Origin of the sequence: Sulfitobacter sp. 1A15258 (assembly GCF_043557045.1) — a bacterium.
Classification (GTDB): Bacteria; Pseudomonadota; Alphaproteobacteria; order Rhodobacterales; family Rhodobacteraceae; genus Sulfitobacter; species Sulfitobacter faviae.
The window spans coordinates 659,376-682,242 of record NZ_JBIFFK010000001.1; the positions used below are offsets into that span (position 1 = coordinate 659,376).

The 22,867-nt window shown below is 62.4% G+C and carries 16 protein-coding genes; 2 read left to right on the forward strand and 14 right to left on the reverse strand.

Annotated elements, in window-relative coordinates:
• Positions 1-65: 65 nt before the first annotated feature.
• A complete protein-coding gene (locus ACGYK9_RS03340; protein WP_394408534.1) occupies positions 66-5,285 on the reverse strand; it encodes a GEVED domain-containing protein in 5,220 nt (1,739 codons plus the stop codon).
• Between the two features lie 271 nt (positions 5,286-5,556).
• Between ACGYK9_RS03340 and ACGYK9_RS03345 the strand changes: the two genes are divergently transcribed.
• Entirely contained in the window at positions 5,557-8,076 is a 2,520-nt protein-coding gene (locus tag ACGYK9_RS03345) for a heavy metal translocating P-type ATPase (RefSeq protein WP_394408537.1), read from the forward strand.
• A gap of 9 nt (positions 8,077-8,085) precedes the next feature.
• Positions 8,086-8,478 carry a Cu(I)-responsive transcriptional regulator gene (gene cueR / locus ACGYK9_RS03350; protein ID WP_067260948.1) on the forward strand — a complete coding sequence of 131 codons (393 nt, stop codon included), beginning with the start codon at positions 8,086-8,088 and terminating at the stop codon, positions 8,476-8,478.
• Between the two features lie 67 nt (positions 8,479-8,545).
• Here the strand turns inward: cueR and choV are convergent, their stop codons facing one another.
• The 13 genes from choV to ACGYK9_RS03415 form a co-directional block, all read right to left on the reverse strand.
• Positions 8,546-9,562 (reverse strand): choline ABC transporter ATP-binding protein, encoded by a 1,017-nt coding sequence (choV, locus tag ACGYK9_RS03355; RefSeq protein ID WP_394408540.1) that lies wholly within the window; start codon positions 9,560-9,562, stop codon positions 8,546-8,548.
• On the reverse strand, positions 9,559-10,392 hold the full coding sequence (gene choW, locus ACGYK9_RS03360) for a choline ABC transporter permease subunit (protein WP_093925898.1): 834 nt from the start codon (positions 10,390-10,392) through the stop codon (positions 9,559-9,561). Before choW ends, choV begins: the two co-directional genes overlap by 4 nt.
• 86 nt (positions 10,393-10,478) lie before the next feature.
• Positions 10,479-11,399, reverse strand: a complete 921-nt coding sequence (gene choX, locus ACGYK9_RS03365) for a choline ABC transporter substrate-binding protein (protein ID WP_394408543.1) — start codon at positions 11,397-11,399, stop codon at positions 10,479-10,481.
• A gap of 128 nt (positions 11,400-11,527) precedes the next feature.
• On the reverse strand, positions 11,528-13,144 hold the full coding sequence (locus ACGYK9_RS03370) for a caspase family protein (protein ID WP_394408546.1): 1,617 nt from the start codon (positions 13,142-13,144) through the stop codon (positions 11,528-11,530).
• Between the two features lie 119 nt (positions 13,145-13,263).
• Positions 13,264-13,659, reverse strand: a complete 396-nt coding sequence (mnhG, locus tag ACGYK9_RS03375) for a monovalent cation/H(+) antiporter subunit G (RefSeq protein ID WP_394408549.1) — start codon at positions 13,657-13,659, stop codon at positions 13,264-13,266.
• Complete coding sequence (locus ACGYK9_RS03380) at positions 13,656-13,943, reverse strand: K+/H+ antiporter subunit F (RefSeq protein ID WP_067260936.1); 288 nt, start codon at positions 13,941-13,943, stop codon at positions 13,656-13,658. Before ACGYK9_RS03380 ends, mnhG begins: the two co-directional genes overlap by 4 nt.
• Entirely contained in the window at positions 13,940-14,440 is a 501-nt protein-coding gene (locus ACGYK9_RS03385; protein ID WP_394408552.1) for a Na+/H+ antiporter subunit E, read from the reverse strand. Before ACGYK9_RS03385 ends, ACGYK9_RS03380 begins: the two co-directional genes overlap by 4 nt.
• Position 14,441: 1 nt before the next feature.
• Positions 14,442-15,986 carry a monovalent cation/H+ antiporter subunit D gene (locus tag ACGYK9_RS03390; RefSeq protein ID WP_394408555.1) on the reverse strand — a complete coding sequence of 515 codons (1,545 nt, stop codon included), beginning with the start codon at positions 15,984-15,986 and terminating at the stop codon, positions 14,442-14,444.
• On the reverse strand, positions 15,983-16,330 hold the full coding sequence (locus tag ACGYK9_RS03395) for a Na+/H+ antiporter subunit C (RefSeq protein ID WP_067260931.1): 348 nt from the start codon (positions 16,328-16,330) through the stop codon (positions 15,983-15,985). Before ACGYK9_RS03395 ends, ACGYK9_RS03390 begins: the two co-directional genes overlap by 4 nt.
• Position 16,331: 1 nt before the next feature.
• The gene (locus ACGYK9_RS03400) at positions 16,332-19,190 is read right to left on the reverse strand and encodes a monovalent cation/H+ antiporter subunit A (protein ID WP_394408558.1); all 2,859 of its coding nucleotides are present in this window, start codon (positions 19,188-19,190) and stop codon (positions 16,332-16,334) included.
• A gap of 174 nt (positions 19,191-19,364) precedes the next feature.
• A complete protein-coding gene (locus tag ACGYK9_RS03405) occupies positions 19,365-20,882 on the reverse strand; it encodes a malonyl-CoA synthase (RefSeq protein WP_394408561.1) in 1,518 nt (505 codons plus the stop codon).
• Positions 20,883-21,057: 175 nt separating this feature from the next.
• Positions 21,058-22,362 (reverse strand): TRAP transporter large permease subunit, encoded by a 1,305-nt coding sequence (locus ACGYK9_RS03410; protein ID WP_394422384.1) that lies wholly within the window; start codon positions 22,360-22,362, stop codon positions 21,058-21,060.
• A gap of 13 nt (positions 22,363-22,375) precedes the next feature.
• Positions 22,376-22,858, reverse strand: a complete 483-nt coding sequence (locus ACGYK9_RS03415; RefSeq protein ID WP_394408567.1) for a TRAP transporter small permease — start codon at positions 22,856-22,858, stop codon at positions 22,376-22,378.
• Positions 22,859-22,867 lie beyond the last annotated feature (9 nt).

Below are 22,867 nucleotides of genomic sequence, written 5' to 3' on the forward strand. Positions count from 1 at the left end.
ATCCGCCAAACACCGGGTGGCGGCGCAGCAAATTGCGCCGCCGCCCCGGCCAGAGAGCGACCGACCTATTGAATGCCGACCCTGAATTGCACGGCCCCGGTCTCCCCCGGCAACATCTGGCCCGTGCAGTTCCACTCGACCGCCCCGGCATAGCTGGCCACATTGCTTGCCGGCACCACCAGATCACAGCTGAGGTTGGGCGAGACCTGTTGCGGATCGACGATAGGCTCCGACAGCTGCGTATAGGGCGGGGTTCTATCGTAGATCTTGACGTTGGACGCCCGCGTGGTTGCGTTGTTTTGCAGATAGATGCGGTAGAGAAGGATATCGTTCACACTGCCGAGGTTGGTGGTGCCCTCCCCGGTGCCTTGGGTCTCATTCTCGACCGTTTTGCGCAGTTCAATCTGGGTGGAACGCCCCGCGACCGAGACCTCATCGGTATTGCTGGCCGAACTGGTCACCGTGGTCCGGGCGAATGCCGTGGTCGCTAGCACCTGATAGACATAAGTGCTGCCCTGCCCAGCGCCCGAACCGGCGGACACCCGTGAGACGATACAGATGGTCTGCCCCGTGGTGACGGCGATGGGGCCGGTGATCGGACCGTCGACGCTATCGTCACAGCCGATATCTTGGAACAGCGCCGCGCTGAACGCGCCGGTGGGGGTCGAAGTGGCACCAGCGTAGGAGAAGGTCACCGGCCCGTCTGAGGTGGCGGTATAGATATGCGGCAAGATCGCAACCTGCCCCTGTGCGACGGTCGTGGTCCTGTCATTGGTCAGACTGGGCAGTTGCAGCAGACCGATGTCCAACCCCATGCGATTGCCGAAAGCCTCGGGCGTGAAGGTGAATTCACCGTCATGCGGGTTGGTGTCGACCAAATCGGGCAGCCCGGTCGTCGCTTCCGAGATCGCCCGGTAATCATTCGCCGGGATCGCGCGGATCGTGATCGGGCCGCTGTAGCTGCCAGAAAGCCCATAGCTCCAAGTGCCATCGGTCGCGAGACCGGGGGTCGCCAGTACCGCACCGCCACTGTCGAGGATTTCCAACACCGCCGAAGATGCCCCCCCTTCGCTGCCATTGCGCAGGGCGTCATGGGCGGTACCGCCATCTGCCCCATTGTCGATAAAGACACGGCCCGTCAAAATCCGCTCTCCGGTGACGAGGGTCACGGAATAGGAGGCTTCGTCATCGTCGGGCAGTTGGTCGAACAGATCATCGGTCAGCGGCCCCGTGCTGGGATCGCTGTCGGGATCGGGCAGAGAGCTATAGATGATCTCGGCCTGATTGGTGAAATCACCGCTGCCCAGCACCGTGGTGGTGATCGTCAGGGTCTCGCTCTCTCCGCTGAGCAGTTCATCCACGAACCACAAGCCTGTGTCAGGGTCATAGGTATCCCCCGTCGCGGGCGCATCGTCCGAGACATAGGCGAAACCGCTTGGGATCTGGTCGATCACCTTGACCCCCGAGGGCGAGCCGCCGCTGACATTGGTGATGGTGATGATCCAATCGATGGTATCCCCCTCTGACACGTTGGTGATCGGCGTGGTCGTCCCAGTAGCGGCAGCGATTTTGCTGAGTTCGAGGTCACTGCCTGCCGGATCGAAGCCAAAGTCTTGGTCACTTGTCACGCTATTGCCGGAGACAGGAACGCCAAGCAGCGGGTTGGAGGTGCCGATGGTCAGCCCCGACGGCAGATCGGGGTCCGCCTCATCCAATGCGACACGGTAGGTCGTGTTCACCATCAACTCCCCCACCGCATAGGTGCCATCGGCCAAGGTATCCGTGGTCACCAGAAAGATGTCATCGGCGGTATTGGCCGGGGTGCCATTGTCGGCATAGACCGAAATGCCCACACCCGCGCCGAAATTGGTCTCCCCATTGTCTTTCACGTCCGAGGCATCCGCGTCTTCATAGATGTTGCCCGAGATGCCCCCCAGTGGGATCGGTGCAGGCCCCCGGCAGGAGATGCCATCGCTGCGCCCGCCTTCATCGACCGGAATGCCGGATACCAGTTGCGGCACACCTGTCGCCGTTGAGATGACAAAGAGGTTGTTGGTGGTGTTGGAATAGCCATAGAGCCTGCCGTCACGGTCGAACCACAGCGCGTCGAACATGCCCGCATAGACGGCAGGGCCGATCGCTTGGGGTGTCACGCTCCCCGGGGTGCCGTTGTTGACCGCAGCGCGGAACAGGAAGCCCGAGTTTCTGTCGATCCCGTACATGATGCCATCCACGGGGTTGAAGGCGAAATCTTCGGGATTGACGCCGATGGAGAGACTGATCTCGCCCAAGGCGATCGGCGTGGCGGGATTACTCAGATCGACGATCTGCCATGTATTCAGATCCACTTCGTAGATCAGCCGCCCATTCGGCAGGATATCCCCCGCGTTCAATGCATCCCCCGCCCCGGGGATATTACCGAAGTCCGTAATGTCGCCCGCGCCATCGATCCGGAAAAGCCTGCGGCTACTTTGATCCACGCCGTAGATATAGCCGTCCAGCGCGTTATAGCCCCACGCGCCGTCGCGGTTCTGTCCGGTGCTGCCCGAGGTCTCAACCGTTGTGGCATAGCTCCCCCCGCCATCGCGGAAGGTCATACGCCTCAGCGCTGAGGGGCTGTCGACGATGGCATAGAGCGAAGCATCGCAGACCAGCGGCGGCGGATCGCTTGAGATGGTGAGCGTATAGTCCTCCACCTCCCCCTCAAAGGCTGTGACAAGGCCAGTGCTGTCGGTCGACCAGCGAAAGCGGGCATAGGTGGGCAGTGTCGTTGCCCCCGCGGGGACCGCCACTTCGAAAAGGATCGTGCCATTGCTGAGGCCGTCCTTATCCTGCGGGCCGCCGTCTTGCAGGTTCACCGCCACCTGCTCCCCGGCTTGGTCAAAGGTGCCATCGCCATCGAAGTCGATAAAGGCCTGCAGATATGACGACCCCGGCGCGGCGATCAGATCACTGACTGTCACCGTGATCTCGGCCAGACCACCACGGTAGAATTGCGGCAGGATCACCCCGTCCTCATCATCCGACCCGTCGGCATCATCCCCCGTGGCCCCGATGGAGTTCTGCGTCAGCAGATCGATATCCGGCGGGGTGCTGCCCAGATAGACCTCAGGCGCACCGGGGCCTTCAATGATATGCTGCGGATCGCCATAGCTCGCCGGGGCATCGCCCCGGTCGGCGTCTGGCGGTGTCTTGATGGTGATGCCATAGTCTTCGACCTCCCCATCCGGGGCGGGGGTGATCGCATCGAGCCCCGCGGTCGAAGACCAGCGCAGTCGGACGAAGGTCGGGGTCAGAACGGCGGTGACCGGCACGCTGACGGGGAATGAAATCTCTCCATTCACCGCCCCGTCGAGGTCTTGCGGACCGCCGTCTTGGATATCGGTCGCGACCTGATCGCCAAGAAAGATGCCATCGCCGCCGAAATCGACGAAAGCCTGCAGGTAGCCAGTGCCGGGGGTGGGTTCGTTTACGACCACGGTCACCGTGCGGGTCAGATCACCGTAGAGCTGGGGAAAGCTCTCTTCGTTCTCATCATCCTTGCGATCAAGGTCATCGCCGGTGCCATCGACGGAATGTTGCGCCGAGCCGTCGCCGTCACCATTCAGCGCGCCGATCCAATATTGCGCGGTATCTGCGTGCTGCGGATCGCCATAGGTGACCGGCGCATCCCCCCGGTCGGGGCCGGAGCCTGCGTAGATCGTCGTGGGATCATCACGCCCTTCGCCCGGCCCGTTCGACGCCACGCCATCCCCGTCACCGGGGTTCTCGGAATCCGACAGGTCCGAGACTGCCGTCCCCCCCGGTGTCTGGGCCGTGACCTGCGCTTGGTTGCTGATCGTGGTGTCCAGATCCTCAGGCACCAGCGTGTAGGTCGCCGTATAGACGGCCTTCTCCCCGACCAGCAGCGTGCCTTCGGGCGACAGCGACGTGGCGGCCTGAAAGGTGATCACCGGGGGCACGCCCTTGCCGCTGAACTGCGTCTCGGCAAGCTGCACATTGGTCAGATCGACGTTGCCGAAGTTCTCAGCGGTAAAGACATAGGCGATCGTCTCACCCGGATCGGCATAGCCGTTGAGGTTGGTATCGACCAATTGCGCCAGTTTCAACAGACCGACAGAGCCCACATCGATCGAGACCTGCGCGGGCGCGGAATAGGCCCGCGGCTCATTCGGCAGGATGATGGGCGATTGATAGCGGTAGCTGATTGGCGTCGGCGCGGCAAAGAAGGCGACGAAGGGGGTAAAGGTCAGCTCCCCGGTCAGGTCGTCATAGCTCCATGTGCCCTCCCCCAGAATGTCGAAACCCACCCGGTGGCCCTCGGAATCGGTCACGATGTTCTGCGCCCCAGCAGGGGGGATCAGATCGACAGCCTGTTTCGCATATTCGCTAGGCTGGCCCGAATTATTGGCCGGCGCATTGTTGTTTTCCGTCGCGAGACTGTCGTTGAACAGGATGTTGACCACCACAGGCTCGCTCAGCACCTGTTCTTTCAGATCGTCCTGCAAAACGGGTGCTTTGAAGTCACCGCATTGCAGGTCATAGGTCTGCGCTTCGTCATAGGTCGGATTGGCGAGCCGGACGAGGAAGCCACTGTTGGCGGTCCGACCAAAGCGAAAGGTCGAGGTCTGCGGGTAGAAGATTTCAAGCCCCGATACCGGCTGGTTGCTATAGTTGCGGTCCCCGGCAAGATAGAACACCTCTGTCCCGAGGTTTGCATCCGGCCCTTCGATATAGCCCCGATAGGTCGTCGCGCTGCGGTCAATGCGGACATATTCGACCGTGCCGTCGCAGACGTTCACATAGACCTGCTCATTCAACGGACCGTCGATGTCATTAATCTGAAAGAAAACATCCGCCACCACCGGCACCCCGCCAGTATTGGTCGTGATGTTATGGGTGCCTGCCTCATAGAGGTAGAAATCCATGAAATGCGGGTCTTGCCCGGTCGAGGTAATCTGGATTTGCCCATTGCCCGAGGCGAAAATATGATCCCGCCCGGCAAAGGCCATTTCACCGACGATATCGACCGACACCCCGCCAACCGTGCCCGCGTTGCGCCACAAGGCCCGCTCCCCCACGCCGGCCCCGACCACGGTGGGCGCGGCGACGGGATTGAGAATGAGCTGCTGCGCCAAGGCGGCTCTGGTCAGCAAAGCCAGCAAGAACAATGTCCAAAACGATGCCGCGATCATCCGAAGCCAAGGCCCCTGCCCTGCCAAGGCCGAAAGGCGGCGCAAGTGCTGCGCCGTGAACGTGCCGAGAAAATAAGTGTAAAAATGCATATCTTTGCTCACAACCTTTTAAGACACAGCCTAGCGACGAAGCGGGTTCTGAGGACTTACGCAGAAAGGTATTAAGATATGCTTCCGGTTATAGGGGCGGTGAAGGGATAGGTGGTGGTCGCTCTTGTGCATATGCCTCTGTGCCCTAGCGGGCTGCAAAGCTGCCGCGCCTGTGCCGCCGCGCTACCAAATCAATTTTCCGAAAATGACCTATTGACCCTCCAGCGACTGGAAGCCCCATATTCAGCCCAAGACGAATAGAGGGCGTGAAATGGGCAAAGCGGAAACACTCACTTTTGGCGTGCAGAACATGAGCTGCGCGTCCTGTGTGGGGCGTGTCGAAAAAGCGCTAAACGCACTGGACGGGATCGGTGAGGCCCGAGTGAATCTTGCGGCAGAAACCGTGCGCGTGACGGCACATCCCGCGTTTAACGCGGGCGAACTCGATGCCGCCTTGGCGCAGGCGGGCTACCCGGCGCGCAAAACCACCCATCGTTTGCGGCTGTCGAACATGAGCTGCGCCTCCTGCGTGGGCCGTGTGGAACGCGCGCTGCTTGCGGTGCCGGGGGTGCTCTCGGCCACGGTGAACCTCGCCAGCGAAGAGGCGCGGGTCGAAATCTTGGAAGACGCCGATCTTTTGCCCGCCCTGCACGATGCGGCGGCAAAGGCAGGCTATCCCGCCAGCGTCGACACGCCCGGGGCGGGCACCCCCGAGGCCGCGACGCGCAAGGAAGCGGAGGCCATCCACCTCAAACGGATGACCCTGCTGGCCGCCGCGCTCACCCTACCCGTCTTTGTGCTTGAGATGGGCGGCCATCTGTTGCCCGCATTCCACCATCGGATCGCCGCGACCATCGGGATGGAGACAAGCTGGCTCATCCAATTCATTCTCACTACCCTCGTGCTGGCATGGCCGGGGCGGCATTTCTATAGCAATGGCCTGCCTGCGCTGGCGAAGGGCGCGCCGGATATGAACTCGCTCGTGGCACTCGGATCGGGGGCGGCTTGGCTCTACTCGGTCACCGCGCTCTTTGCGCCGGGGATACTGCCCGCAGGCAGCCGCGTGGTCTATTTCGAAGCCGCCGCCGTGATCGTCACGCTGATCCTGCTGGGCCGCTATCTTGAGGCCCGCGCCAAGGGGCGCACCGGGGCCGCGATTGCCAAGCTCATGGGCCTGCGCGCCACCAGCGCACGGGTGGAGCGCGACGGCGCTGTCATCGAACTGCCCTTGGAAAAGATCGAAACCGGCGACATCATCTACCTCCGCCCGGGCGAGAAGATCGCCACCGACGGCATCGTCGTCGAAGGGCAATCCTATGTCGATGAAAGCATGATTACCGGTGAGCCTGTGCCGGTGGAAAAGACCGGCGGTGCGGCACTCGTCGGCGGCACGGTCAATGGCACCGGCAGCCTGACCTATCGCGCCACGAAGGTGGGCGGTGACACGGTTCTGGCGCAGATCATCCGCATGGTCGAAGAGGCCCAAGGCGCGAAACTGCCCATTCAGGACTTGGTCAACCGCATCACCCTGTGGTTCGTCCCCGCGGTGATCGCCGTGGCACTGGTGACCTTTGGCGTCTGGCTGGCCTTTGGCCCATCGCTCAGCCATGCTTTGGTGGCTGCGGTCGCGGTGCTGATCATCGCCTGCCCCTGTGCGATGGCTCTGGCCACGCCGACCTCGATCATGGTCGGCACCGGACGGGCCGCGCAACTGGGCGTGCTGTTCCGCCAAGGCGACGCGCTGCAAAGCCTGCAAAGCGTCAAGACCATTGCCTTGGACAAGACCGGCACGCTGACCAAGGGCACCCCCGAACTCACCGATCTGGTGCTGATGAACGACATGACCGAAAACGAACTGCTGCCGCTGATTGGCGCGGTCGAAGCACGCTCGGAACATCCCATCGGCCAAGCCATCCTGCGCCGGGCCGAAGCGGCTGGCCCCGTGCCGCGCGAGATAATCGATTTCCAATCACATACCGGCTACGGCGTCAGCGCATTGGTGGCCGGCCGCCGGGTCACGCTGGGCGCCGACCGGCTGATGACCCGCGAGGGGATTGATCTGGGCAACGCTCAGCTTATAAGCGCGGATCTGGCCAAGGCGGGAAAAACCCCACTTTTCGCCGCGATCGACAACCAGTTAGCGGCGGTCATCGCGGTGGCGGACCCGATCAAACCCGGCACGCCCGAGGCCATCGCGCGGCTGCACGACCTCAACCTCGAAGTGGCGATGATCACCGGCGACAACCGCGGCACGGCAGAGGCCATCGCAGCGCAACTGGGCATCGACCGCGTCGTCGCCGAGGTGCTGCCCGATGGCAAAGTGGCCGCCATCGACGACCTGAGAAAAGGCGACAACCACATCGCCTACGTCGGCGACGGGATCAACGACGCGCCCGCGCTTGCGCAGGCCGATGTCGGGCTGGCCATCGGCACCGGCACCGATGTGGCGATCGAAGCGGCGGATGTGGTGCTGATGTCGGGCGATCTGCGCGCGGTGGTCAATGCCATCGACGTAAGCCAGCGCAGCATGGCGAATATCCGGCAAAACCTCTTCTGGGCCTTCGGCTATAACGTCCTGCTGATCCCCGTGGCCGCTGGCGCCTTCTACCCGCTGACCGGTTGGCTCTTGTCGCCCGCGCTGGCTGCCGGGGCAATGGCTTTGTCGAGCGTTTTCGTTCTCAGCAATGCCCTGCGCCTGCGCTGGATCGCCGCCCCTCTGACCGAGAGCGCCACCCCATCCCACGGCCCCCGGGCCGCCGCCCCCGTGGCCGCAGACGTAGCCGCAGAATAGGATCGTCCCATGAACATCGGAGAAGTCTCACAACGCACAGGGTTGCCGCCCAAAACCATCCGCTATTACGAGGATATCGGGCTGGTCAAGCCGCTGCGCGACGCCAATGGCTACCGTGCCTTCCGCGAAAGCGAGATGCACAAGCTGGCCTTTCTGGGCCGTGCCAGAACGCTGGGATTCAGCATCGAAGATTGCCGCAACCTGTTGGCGCTTTGGGAGGACAAGAACCGCGCCAGCGCCGATGTGCGCGCCATCGCCAAGGACCATTTGGCCCAGATCGAAGCCAAGATAAGCGGCCTGCAAGAGATGCGCGACACGCTCAGCACGCTGGTCCGCGACTGTGCGGGCGATGACCGGCCAGATTGTCCGATTCTGAAGACGCTCGGGACAGCGGCGAACTGATCCTATTAACCACGGAGGGCAGCGCTGCCCTCCGTGAGACAGCGCTGCCGGGCGTTTGGACCCCGCCCTAGCGTTTCAGCCGTTCCACGATGCTATGCGCCGTCACCGCGCCAATCTGCCTGCCCTCTTCAATCACCGCGAAACCCGCCTCCGGGCCGCGCAGACCGTCCATCAGATCCCGCACCGGCGTCTCGGCGCTGGTCTCGGGATGGGCAGCCCCATCGGTTGGCCCCATCACATCGCGGGCGGTCAGCACCTCAAGCGGGTTCATATTGGCCACGAATTCCGCCACATAATCGGAAGCGGGGTTCGAGAAAATCTCGCGCGGGGTGCCGATCTGCACGATGCGCCCGCCTTCCATGATCGCAATACGCCCGCCCAGTTTGAACGCCTCATCAAGGTCATGGCTGACGAAAATGATCGTGCGGTTAAGATCGCGTTGCAGGTCCAACAACTCATCCTGCAACCGCGTGCGGATCAGCGGATCGAGCGCCGAAAAAGGCTCATCCATCAGCAGGATCGGCGCTTCGGTGGCAAAGGCACGGGCAAGGCCCACACGCTGCTGCATGCCGCCCGAGAGCTCCCCCACCTTGCGGTCGGCCCAATCGCTAAGCCCCACCAGCTTCAACTGCCGCTCGGCCCGCTCCAACCGCTCGCCCTTGGGCACATTGGAGAGTTCCAGCCCAAGCGCCACATTGTCGCGCACCGTGCGCCAGGGCAGCAGGCCGAACTGTTGGAACACCATCGACACGCCTTCACGGCGCACCCGGCGCAGCTCTGCCGCGTTGCTCTCATGCACATCGCAGGACCAGCCCTCGGCATGAACCCGCACGGTGCCGCGCACCATCGGGTTCAGCCCATTCACCGCCCGCAAGAGCGTTGATTTGCCCGAGCCCGAAAGCCCCATCAGCACAAGGATCTCACCATTCTCAACGGTGAGCGAGCAGTCATGCACGCCCAACACCTGCCCCGTCGCTGCTTCGATCTCGGCACGGCTTTGGCCTTCGTCCATCAGCGGCAGCGCCTTCTCGGGCTTATCGCCGAAGACGATGGAAACATTGTCGAATTCTACTGCTTTAGTCATTTCCGCCCCACCCGCAGGATACGGTCGAGCATGATCGCCACGACAACGATCACCAACCCGGATTCAAATCCCAAGCCTGTGTTGACTTGGTTCAGGGCACGTACCACCGGCACGCCCAAACCGTCTGCGCCCACCAATGCTGCGATCACCACCATCGACAGCGACAGCATGATGGTCTGGTTCAGACCCGTCATGATCTGCGGCAACGCATAGGGCAGCTCAATCTTCCACAGCGTCTGGCGCGGCTTGGCGCCGAACGCCTGCGCGGCCTCAAGAAGCGCCTTGGGGGTCGAGGAGATGCCAAGCTGCGTCAGCCGGATCGGCGCGGGCAGCACGAAGATCACCGTGGCGATCAACCCGGGCACCATGCCAATGCCGAAAAAGACAATCGCGGGAATCAGATAGACGAAGGTCGGCAGCGTCTGCATCAGGTCCAAGACCGGGGCCACCCATGCATAAAGCCGGGGCCGATGCGCCACGGCGATGCCAATCGGCACGCCCACGCCCATGCAGACCACACAAGCCGAGAGCACGAGCGTCAGGCTCTCCATCGTCTCTTCCCAGTAATCTTGGTTCAGAATGAACAGAAAGCCGAGCACCACAAAGGCCACGGTTTTCCAATTGCGCTGAATGCCCCATGTGATCGCGGCGAAGACGGCGATCAGGATCAGCGGATGCGGGGTTTGCAGCACCCAGAGGATCGCCTCGATCAGCCGTTCCATCAGGTCCGACAGCCCGTCAAAGAACCACGCCCCGTTCGTTTGCAACCAATCCAGCGCGTCTTCGGCCACATCGGCCACGGGGATCTTGTTTTCTGTCAGCCAGTCCATGTCAGTCCTTCAGGATTGGAGAATTGCGCATGAGAATGACCCGCCCCATCAATCTGGAGCGGGTCTTGTCCATCATAGCGTGAGGATCACTTCAGCGAAGCGACAGCTTCCATCGCATCGCCGCCATCGACGGTGGTCACACCGTCCAGCCATGTGTCGAGCACGTCAGCATTGGCCTTGATCCAAGCGGCGGCGGCCTCTTCCGGCTTTTCGCCGTCATCGAGGATCGCGCCCATGATCTCATTCTCCATCTCAAGGCTGAATTCGAGGTTCTGGAGGAATTTGCCAAGGTTCGGGCATTCTTCGACGAAACCGGCGCGGGTGTTGGTGTAAACCGTCGCACCGCCCAGATCGGGGCCAAAGTAATCGTCACCACCTTCAAGATAGGTCAGGTCGAAGTTGGCGTTCATCGGATGCGGCTCCCAACCAAGGAAGACAACAGGCTCCTCCTTGCGGCTGGCGCGCTGCACCTGTGCCAACATGCCCTGCTCGGAGGATTCGACGACTTCGAAGTCCTTCAGGTCAAAAGCATTCTCGTCGATCATCGACTGGATCAGACGGTTGCCGTCATTGCCGGGCTCAATGCCGTAGATCTTGCCTTCCAGCGCATCGGCGTTGGCGGCGATGTCGGCGAAGGTTTTGATCCCCATGTCGGCGGCGGCCTTGTTCACGGCCAGCGTGTATTTCGCGCCTTCAAGGTTCGCGCGCACGGTGTCGACGCTGCCCTCTTCGCGGTATTTGGCGATATCGCCTTCCATCGTCGGCATCCAGTTGCCCAAGAACACGTCGATGTCGCCCGAGGCCATGGAAGTATAGGTCACCGGCACGGCGAGGATCTTGGTCTCGGTGTCATAGCCAAGCGCGTCGAGCACGACAGAGGCGGCGGCGGTGGTGGCGGTGATGTCGGTCCAGCCCACGTCGGAGAAGGTGACTTCGCTACACTCGGCAGCGGCCAGCGAGGTCGCAGCGACCGTCGCCAGAGCGGATGTCATAAGCAGTTTTTTCATTGGTGTTCTCCCCAGAGAAGTTTTTATTGACTGATGCGCCAATCAAAAGCCATCGGCCGCGATATTGCAACCGGATTAATTTTGCCAACCTACTGGAGGGCAAAATGCAATACTACTTGTTTCAAAACTCACTCCCGCGCGGCCTGTTTGGGGCGTAGAACCGGGGTGACATTTTTATCCGCGCCGGGCTCTGGCTCGGCATCGATTTCGGGGGCGTCTTCGGTTTGGGTTGTCGGCTCTTGGTCAGGCTCCTCCTGCGGCGTCTCGGATGCTATCGGAGACGTTTCCGACGTCTCGGCCTCCGGCGTTTTCTTAGTTGTTTCAGTGGCTTCGCCCGGAAGCGCGCCCGCCTCCATCCCAAATGCCGCGCGGATCGCGGCTTGGGTACCGTCGCCATAAAGCCCGTCAATCGCACCGTCATAAAACCCGACATCCGACAGCTTGCGTTGCAGCGCTTTGCGGGTATCACTGTCGAACAAACGCGGCTCCTCCTGCATTAGCCCCAGCAGGGTGCCATCCCCCGCCCGCAGCGCGCGATAGAGGTAGAGCGCGGCATCCGCAGCCCCGCGCCCCGGCACTTTGTCATCGTCGATCATCGCGGCAAAGTTGAACATCGCAGCAGGGTGTCGCCTATCGGCTGCACGGCGGAAGTAATCGAGCGCCAGTTCGGGGTCGGCCTCCTGCCCCAATTCGCCCTGCAAGTGGATGAAGCCCAGATCGTTCAAGGCCCCGGCATGGCCCCGCTCGGCAGCGTCGCGATAAAGCTGCATCGCGCGGGCCTCGTCTTGCTCCACGCCCCGACCCTCTTCGTAGAGCTGGGCCAGTTGATAGCGCGCTTCGGCTGAGCCGGTCTCAATCGCGAGCATGAGCTGCGCCGCCGCATTCTGCGGATCATAGCGCGGATCGTCGGGATCGCTTTGCAGGGCGGCGAGGCCGAGTTGCGAGCGGGTATCGCCCTGCCCCGCCAATTCGGCCAAACGCTGGCCCTGTGTCTCGTTCAAATCGGCCCAGTCCCCCGGGGCCGATTCCCCGTCACCGCCGCCGAGGAAGAATGGCATGGGGTTAAGCCGCCCATAGCGCCGCGCTGAGAGGCTGCCACCGCTGCGGCTGCGCAAAGCCGCGCGGAAATCATCCAGCATGGCCCCGACCTCGACCTCCGGCTGGGCCAAAACCTCGGCCAGCGTTTCGGCGAAAAGGCCCGCGTTTTCACCGCTCTCGTCACAAGCGCCCACCTCGCCAGAAGTCACGACCAAGGTGCCAAGGCGTGGCTCAGGCGGTGGCAGGGGCGCGGTGGCTTGCTGCGGGGCGGCGTGGCAGTTGTCGAGCAGAACAAGCCGTATCTGCCGCGCCTTGCCCGCCGCACGCAGGAGCGCGGGAAGGGCAACCCCCTCCCGCCGCAGCGCCGAGGCTGGGGCCAAAGGTGCGTCGATCGGGATCAGATAGCTCTGCCCGCCGGAGGCGACACGGCGGCCCGCGTAGTAAATCAGGGCGATGTCCGCCGTTTCGGCCTGAAAGGCAAAGTCGGAAAGCGCTTGTTTGAACGCCGCGCTCTCAGCGTCGATCAGCGTGGTGACGTCAAAGCCCTGCCCCTCCAGCGCCTTGGTCAGCCGCACCGCATCCGCGCGCGGACCGTCAAGCGTGACGGCATCCTCATAGGCGGAGACGCCGATGACCATCGCCACACGGTCTTGCGCCGCTGCGGCGAAGGGCAGAAACAGCATCAGCAGAAGCGCGGTCAGACGCATATGGCAGGATCCTTTCGGTCAGCTTCGGTTGGGCAGCGCCGCCCGTTAACCTATGCTGGCAGGAAAAGGTTTCCACCATCGTAACAGTTTGAAATGAATCCGACCTTGGCCCCCCTGCCTCAGGCGTGGGGCGGTGTCTCCTCGATCTCGCGGTCTTCTCCCGGCACGTTCAGCGTGGCCCAAGTATCGCCATCCGGCAACTCAGGCGGGTTTGGCAGGCAATCGCGACGATGGATATTCGCCTTGGCCATGAAATTGGCCGACACCGGCGCGGTGACAAAGATAAAGGCCATGATCAGCAGCTCATGCAGCGACCCCGTGCCCGAAAGGAAAGAGTTCACCATGGCCGCCAGCAGATAGGCCCCGATCCCCAGCGTCGCGGCCTTGGTCGGCGCGTGCAGACGGGTCATGGGATCATTCAGCTTGAGCAGGCCAATCCCGGCGACAAGCACAAAGAAACTGCCGATCACCAGCAGCGCGATAACGAAGTAAGTGGCGATGATCTCAGGGCTCATTCGATGATATCTCCGCGCAGGACGAAACGGGCATAGGCCACGGTCGAGACGAAACCGAGCATGGCGATGATCAGCGCGGCCTCAAAGTAGATTTGCGTGCCTTGCAAAACGCCCAAAAGCACGATGATGCCGATGGCGTTGATAAACATCGTGTCCAGCGCCAGAATCCGGTCCCCCGTGCCGGGGCCGATCCACAGACGGATCATCGCCATGAACTGCGCAATGGCGACGAGGGTCAGCGCGCCGTAGAGCGCCAGCGTCAAAAGGTCGGTCGCTTGGGTCATACGAAAATCTCCTTCAAGCGGCGTTCGTAGCGGTCTTTGATCTCATCACGCACCGCGTCGGGGTCGCTCGCGTCCAGCGCGTGTACCAAGAGGTAGCGCCCGTTGTCCGACAGGTCCGCCGAGACGGTGCCGGGGGTCAGGGTGATGGTGCCCATAAGGATCGTGATCGCCTCGGGTTCTTTCAGGTCCAACGGCACGACGACCCAAGCGGGTGACATGCTGGCGTTGGATTTGGTCAGGATGATCCAGGCCACCTGAATATTGGCGATGACGATGTCCCAGATCACCAAAAGCACATAGGCCAGCGTTCGCAGCGGGCGGATGCCGTGCGGCCGGTCCGTCCACCAGCGCGCGGTCAGGATCGGGATCACGATGCCAAGGATCAGGCCAAAGACCAACATGCCTGCGCTGAACTTGTTTTGCAGCAGGATCCACACCGCGGTCAGCAGCAGGGTCAGAAACGGGTGCGGCAAGAGCCAACGGATCGGTCGCATCATGTCAATGGGCCTCCTCTTTGCCGTCCGACAGTTTGCCGGGGGTCTCCAACACGGTGGTCAGGTAACGTTCCGGCCCGAACAATTGCTTTGAAATCGTGGTGGCATATTGGGTGGCCAGTCCGGCCAGCAGTGTATGCGCCACCAGCAGGGCCAAGAGCCCACCCACCGCGACATAGCTCAACGCCGAGGGGCGCTCAGCGGGGGTTGCCCCCTCCTCCGGCGTGACGCTGCGCGCCTTCCAGAAGACCACGCTGCCCGCGCGGCCAAAGCCCACGAGGCTCAAAAGGCTCGCGCCCAAGATCACGGCCCAGATCCAGACCCAAGCATCGCTGGCGGCGGCGGCATCCATGATCAGCAGCTTGCCCAGAAAGCCGGAAAGCGGCGGCACGCCGACCATGGCGATGGCGGCAACAAAGAACAGGGCCGAGGTCAGCTTGGCCCCCGCCACCTGCGGCTGCGCCGTCAGATCAAGGTTGTCGCGCCCTGCCCGCGCCAAATCGGCAATCAGGAACAGCGCGCCCGCGGCCAGTGTCGAATGCACGATATAGTAAAGCGCCGCCGCAATCCCCTCGGGCGTGAACAGCGCGATCGAGATCATCACCATGCCCATGGAGCCGATGACGGAAAAGGCCACCATACGGTCCAACTGCTTGGCCGCCAGCACGCCGATCATGCCAAGCGCCAGCGACAGCAGTGCTGCGGGAAGCAGCCATGTGGTGTGCAGATCCGCCGTCACGGCCAGTTCGGGCGGGAAGATCAGCGTATAGACGCGGATGATCGCATAGGCGCCGACCTTGGTCATGATGGCGAAAAGCGCCGCCACCGGGCCGGGTGCTTCGGCATAGCTCGACGGGAGCCAGAAGTGCAGCGGCACCACGGCGGCTTTGACCGCAAAGACCATCAAGAGCAGCACCGCCGCAATGCGGATGCCCACGGTCGCGCCTGCATCGATCAAGGCCACCCGCTGCGCCAGATCGGCCATGTTGAGCGTCCCCGTCTCGGCATAGATTGCGCCGAGCGCAAAGAGGAACAGCGTCGAGCCCAGCAGGTTATAGAGCACATATTGCACCCCAGCCCGCAGACGCGGCGTGCCACCGGCGTGGATCATCAACCCGTAGGAGGCGATCAGCAGCACTTCGAAAAAGACGAAGAGGTTGAAAAGGTCGCCCGTCAGGAAGGCGCCCATGATCCCCATCAGTTGGAACTGGAACAGCGCATGAAAATGCCGCCCGCGTTCGTCCCATTTCGACCCGATGACATAAAGCAGTACAAACAGCGCCAGCACCGCCGTCAGCGTGACCATCAGCGTCGACAGGCGGTCGCCGACCAGCACGATGCCAAAGGGCGCGGCCCAATCGCTGAGACGGTAGAGCATGACCTTGCCGCTCGCCGCCTCGACAGAGAGGCCAAGCCCCACGACGACCAGCGCAAGCGCGCCAAACAGCGACAGCACCCGCTGGATGGTGATGTGATAGCGTGCGGCCAGAATGATGAAAGGCGCGATAAACGCAGGCAGCACGATGGGCAGGATCAGCCAATGGGTCATGTGCGGTCCTCCGCCTTGGTATCGGTCAGCGGCTCGTCCACATGATCATCCTTATTGCCCAGATAGGCCCCGAGGGCGATCATCACCACCACGGCGGTCATGCCAAAGGAAATCACGATGGCGGTCAGCACCAGCGCTTGCGGCAGCGGATCGGTATAGCGCGCGGCATCGCTCAGGATCGGCGGTGCGCCCACGGTCAAACGGCCCGAGGCAAAGAGAAAGACGTTCACCGCATAGGTCAGCAGCGATGTGCCCATGATGACGGGAAAGCTCCGCAAGCGCAGCACGAGGTAGAGGCCAGAGGCTGTCAGGATGCCGATGGCGGATGCGACGAGAAGTTCCATGTTATGCCTCCGCCTTGGTGTTGTCTTCGCGCGATGGGTCGATGTCCATCGGATGATCCGCCTCGGGCACATGCGCCCGGCGCGCCAGCCGCGAGAAGCTTTCGAGCGACAGCATCACCGCCCCCACTACGGCAAGGAACACGCCCAGATCGAACAGCGCCGCCGTCGCCAGTTCGAACTTGTCGAAGGGCGGGATGCGCACATAGGTGAAGTCCGATGTCAGGAACGGCTTTGCAAAAAGCCACGATCCGATCCCCGTCAGCCCCGCGATCAAGACGCCGGTGCCGATGATCCCATGATAGGGATAGCGCAGCCGCGCCGAGGCCCAGGCAAAGCCGCTGGCCATATATTGCATCACCACGGCGATAGAGACGATCAAACCGGCGATGAAACCGCCCCCCGGCTCGTTATGACCGCGCAGGAAGATGTAGAAACCCACCATCAGCACCACCGGCATGATCACGCGGGTCATCACCACCATCATCATCGGGTGCCGGTCGCCCGCGCGCGGCTGGTCAGGTTTGCGGTTCAGCAAACGCGCCCGCACCGGGCCCGAGAGCAGCGTCTCGGTCAGCGCGTAGATCAGCAGGGCGGCGATGCCCAGCACGATGATCTCGCCATAGGTGTCGAAACCCCGGAAATCCACGAGGATCACGTTCACCACATTGGTACCGCCGCCACCCTTGTAGGAGTTGGCGAGGTGGAATTCGGAAATGCTCGGCGCCACGGTGTCGCGCAGCAGGTAATGGTAGGACAGCGCCATGGTCGCCGCCCCCGCCGCGAGGGAGACGACAACGTCCCGCGTCCGGCGCAGCACGCTGCTTTCAATGGGTGTGCGGTTGGGCAGGAAGTTCAGCGCCAAGAGCAGCAGGATGATCGTCACCACCTCGACCGTCAGCTGAGTCATCGCCAAGTCAGGCGCGCTGAAGAAGACGAAACCGGCCGAGACGATCAGCCCGACGATGCCGATCAGGATCAGCGACAACAGGCGGTTGCGGTGCAGGAACACCAGCCCGCAGGCCGCCGCGACCAGCATCAGCCAGCCCGCGATCTGCACGGCGTTGGTCGGCTGAAGCACGCGGCTCGCCGCGCCCACCGTGCCGGTGGCCCAGGCGTAATAGCCCACGCCCACAACGGTCACCGCCATCACGGCGGCATAGCGTGAGAAAGCCCCGTTGTGCAGCCGCAGCGATACCGCCTGCGACAGGCCGACAGAGGCCGCGATGATCCGGTCAAAGATACGCTTGGCCTCGGGCCGGGGTGCGGCATCCCAGACGCGCAGCAGCGGGGTGAAGAGCGTCAGCAAGATCAGCCCGCCCACGACCGCGATGATCGACATATAAAGCGCCGGCCCCAGCCCGTGCCAGATTTTGAAATGCGCAGAAGACATCTCGGCTGCGTCGCCGAGGACAGAGGCGGTCACCAGCTTGACGAAAGGCTCGGCCAGAAACGGCGCGAGGCCGATCACCACCACGGGAATGATCAAGAGCGCCGGCGGCAGCCAGAGGCCGGGCTTGGGATCATGCGGATGATCAGGATAATCGTCACGCTCCTTGCCAAGGAAGGTGTGGCCGATCAGCCGGAAACTATAGGCCGCGGAGAAGAGCGCGCCGAAGGTCGCAAGCGCAGGCACCAGCCACGGCAGATCGAAAAGCGTGGTGTGCAGCGTCTCTTCCAGCATCATCTCTTTCGACAGGAAGCCATTGAACAGCGGGATCCCCGCCATCGAAAGCGACGCCAGCGTGGCGATCACGAAGGTTACCGGCATCAGATGCCGCAGCCCGCCCAAACGGCGGATATCGCGCGTATGCACCGCGTGATCCACGATCCCCGCCGACATGAAGAGCGCGGCCTTGAAGGTCGCGTGGTTCAGGATGTGAAACACCGCCGCCAGCGCGCCAAAGGCCGTGCCAGTGCCCAGAAGCATGGTGATCAGACCAAGGTGGCTGACCGTCGAGAAGGCCAAAAGCGCCTTCAGGTCATGTTTGAACAGCGCGATCACCGCGCCCAGCACCATGGTGATCAGCCCCGCCGTGGTGACGATGACGAACCACTCCGGCGTGCCAGAGAGCACCGGCCACATCCGCGCCATCAGGAAGATCCCCGCCTTCACCATCGTGGCGGAGTGCAGATAGGCCGAGACCGGCGTGGGCGCGGCCATGGCGTGGGGCAGCCAAAAGTGGAAGGGGAACTGCGCCGATTTGGTGAAACAGCCCAGCAGGATCAGGATCAGCGCGGGCAGATAGAGCGGCGAGGCTTGGATCGCCTCCCGGTTCTCCAAGATCACGCTCAGGTCATAGCTGCCGACGATCTGCCCCAGCAGCAACATGCCACCGATCATCGCAAGCCCGCCCATGCCCGTCACGGTCAGCGCCATCCGCGCCCCTTGGCGGCCTTCGGGGAGATGCTTCCAATAGCCGATCAGCAGGAAAGACGATAGCGAGGTCAGCTCCCAGAAGATTAGCAGAATCAACACGTTATCGCTCAGAACAATGCCGACCATTGCGCCTTGGAAGAGCAAGAGATAGGTGAAAAACTCACCCATATGATCATTGCGCGACAGATAAGAGCGCGCATAGGCGATGATAAGTAGACCGATGCCAAGGATCAGACAGGCAAAGAAAAAGCCAAGACTGTCGAGCATCAAGGTCAGGTTCAGACCAAGCTGCGGGATCCAGTCAACCCGCGCGGTCAGCACCTCTCCGGCCAGCACGGCGGGCAAATGGGTGAGCAGGCCCACAAAGGCCACGAGGGTAACCATGAAGGTGACCCCGGCGCAGGCTTGGCGCCCTGCGGAATTCATCAGTCCGGGTAGCAAAGCACCAAGGAAAGGCAAGGCAACGATAAGGAAGAGGGACACGCGAACTCCTGATCTAGCGGACTGAAAGGTCACCACGTTCTGTAGAAATTTTCCCGGCACCTCAAGCGAAACCGGGCAATAAACGCCAGATTGTCGCAGGTTACGCCCCCGCCCTGCCCCGTGGGAGGGGGATGCCTGTGCCTTTGCCCGTCCGACAGTACCGCTCGGGCCGCGTCACCCCGGCTGGAAGAGGTCCCGGTAGTTTTCGCGCAGCACGTTCTTTTGCACCTTACCCATCGTGTTGCGCGGCAGTTCCGGCAGCACGATCAACTTCTGGGGCTGTTTGAACTTGGCCAACGATCCGGCCACGCCCGCGGCGATCTGCTCCACGTCCAGCTCCACCCCCCGGCGTGCCACCAGCACCGCCACGACGCTTTCGCCGAAATCGGGGTGCGGCACGCCGATCACCGCGCTTTCCAACACGCCCGGTTGGTCGTCGAGCAGCAGTTCGACCTCCTTGGGGTAAATGTTATAGCCGCCTGAAATGATCAGATCCTTGTCGCGGCCCACGATGGTGACATAGCCATCCGCATCGCGCCGCCCCAAATCGCCGGTGATGAAAAACCCGTCTTCGCGCAATTCAGCGGCAGTCTTCTCGGGCATTTGCCAATAGCCCTTGAAGACATTCGGCCCCCGCACTTCGATGCTGCCGATCTCGCCATCCGGCAGGGTCGCGCCGGTTTCGGGGTCGGTGATCTTCAACTCCACATCCGGCAGCGGCAGGCCCACGGTGCCCGGGCGGCGCTCGCCCTCATAGGGGTTACTGGTGTTCATATTGGTCTCGGTCATGCCGTAACGCTCAAGGATACGGTGGCCAGTCCGGGTCTCGAAATCCACATGGGTTTCCGCCAACAGCGGGGCGGAGCCCGAGATGAACAGCCGCATATTCGCCGCCGTCTCGCTGGTAAATTGCGCGTCGTCCAACAGCCGGGTGTAGAAGGTGGGCACCCCCATCATCGCGGTGGCATGGGGCATCCGGTCGATCAACCGGTCGATGTCGAGCTTGGGCATAAAGATCATCGCGCCCCCCGCCACCAGCGTCACATTCGTCGCCACGAAAAGCCCGTGGGTATGGAAGATCGGCAGCGCATGGAGCAGCACGTCTGCATTGGTAAAACGCCACAGATCGGCCAGCGTCTGCGCGTTGGACAAAAGGTTCGCCTGCGTCAGCATCGCCCCCTTTGAGCGCCCCGTCGTGCCGGAGGTATAGAGGAAGGCCGCCAGATCATCGCCCCCACGCGCGACGGTCTCGAACTGATCGGGGGCCGAGGCTGCGCGGTCCGCAAAACTGCCATCGTTTTCGGTGCCCAGCGTCTCAAGCTGGCAGCCCGTGTCCTTGGCCAGCGGCGCCATCTCGTTGCGCCGCGCAGGCTGGCAGACAAAAGCCGCCGCCCCGCTGTCGGTCACGAAATAGCGCACCTCATCCGCCGTATAGGCCGGGTTCAGCGGCAGAAAGATCACGCCCGCCTGCACGCAAGCGGCATAGAGCGCCAAGGCATCCGCGGATTTGTCGATCTGCACCGCGAGCCGGTCACCCGGCTTCACCCCCAGCTCGGTTAGCACATGGGCAAAGCGGCCCGCCCGGCTCAGAAAGCCCGCATGGGTCAGCGTCACCCCGCCCTCAAGGTGCAAAAAGGCGGTCGTCTTGCCCGCGTGACGGCCAAACAGAGTGTCATAAAGGGGGTTTGCCATCACGGTGCTCCTCACGTGTTGTTCTTGGGAAAGCCGATTGCCTCCTCGCGGAATTACAACCGTATTACGCAGGGTAATGCAAGCAGGCGGAGGGCTGCGTATGGCTGCGGTGAGGGGAAATGTTGAACCGAGGCAATAGGTTGTAGGGCGACGCTCGGACGCGTCGCCCTGCGGATTAGCGGCCCATTAAGCCCGGCAACCAAGTACCGATGCCCGGCAGCCAGACGACCAGCGCCAGCACGAAGAGCTTGATTAACAAAAAGGGCATCACCGAGGCATAGATTTGCGGCATCCGGATCCCCTCGGGTGCCACGCCCCGCATGACGAAGAGAAGCAGCCCGAAGGGCGGTGTCAGCAGACCGATCTCCATGGTCAACAGGTAAACCACGCCGAGGGTCAGCTCGTTGATCTCCATCGCGCCCGCCAGGGGCACGAAAACCGGGACCGTCACCATCAACATCGACACTTGATCGATGAAACACCCCAGAAACAGCAGGATCGCGATCATCCCCAAAAGCACCATCAAAGGCGTCGGATCGACCGCGTTGATTGCATTGATCAGCCCGTTGGTCGCGCCAGAAAAGCTCAGCACCTGCGCAAAGGTCTGGCTGGCCGCAATGATGAACAGGATCATCACCGACAGTTTCAGCGTCTCCATCAGGGCACGGCCCATCTTCTCCCAACTCAAGGCCCGATAGGCTGCCCCGATGATCACCGCCGTGATACTGCCCAGCGCAGCGCTCTCCGTGGGTGTGGCGATCCCTGCCAGCAGAGAGCCGATTACCACCGCGAAAAGTACCGTCAGCGGCAAGACATAGATCGCAAAAGGCGTCCACCGTTCGCGCAGCGACATATCCTCGTAAACATCGGGCGGCGCGACCTTTGGGTCCAATACACTGCGCCCCACCACATAAGCCACGAAAAGCACCGCCAGCAGCAAGGCCGGAAGTACCCCCGCGATCAGCAGCCCCGCGATGGAAATACCGGCGAGCGAGCCCACCAGCACCGCCAGCGCCGAAGGCGGGATCAGCATCGCAATCGCCCCCGAAGCCATGATCGGCCCCATGGCCATCGACGGGTGGTAGCCCCGTTTCAGCATCCCCGGAAGCAGCGTGCCGCCCAGCATCGCGGTATTGGCGATGGTCGAGCCGGAGAGTGCCGCAAAGATCGTGCCGCCGAAGATCGTCACCACTGACATGCGGCCCGGGATGCGGGTCACCACCCGCTCAATGGCGTCGATGGCGCGGTGCGCCACCCCGGTCTGGAAGAGGATCTCCCCCATCAGGATGAACAGGGGTATCGGGGCAAGCTGGAAATTCGCCACCGATTGCGCCGAGTTGCGCGCCAGCTGCAGAATGCCACGTTCGCCACCCAGCACGAAGTATGCGCCCACGGTGGTCACGGCGATAAAGGCAAAGGCGACCGGCAAGCCGATCAGCAAAAGCACCGCGAGGCTGCCCAGCATGAGCGTCAGGATCAAAGCCCAATCCATCTCAAAGACCACTCAGACTACGCTCGGCCGTTTCCGGATAGAAAAGGCGGCGAATGAAAATAACCGTGCAAAGCGCCAATGACAGCGGCACGAAGGCCAGCATCCACCATTCCGGAATGACGAATGACGTGCGGATCATCGACCCCCGCGCGGCCGACGCCAGCACCGCTTGCAATCCGTACCACCCCAACACCCCTGCCGTGACAGCGCCGATGGCGCTGGTGAGACGGGTGAGCACATGGGCCGTGCGTGGCGCAAGATTGCTGGTGATCAGATCGACCTTCACATGGCCACCGATCGACAGCACCCAAGGCGCGCCAAGGAAGGTGGCGATCATCAGCGCGTATTGGATCGCATCCAGCGCGCCATAGACCACCGGCAGGCCAAAATTGCGCAGCACAACATTGAGAGCAATGAACACCGCGATCACCCCGAGGATACCAGCCGAAAAAACGGCCAGCCCCCGGAGTGTCCGGTCAAACATTCTAGAGAT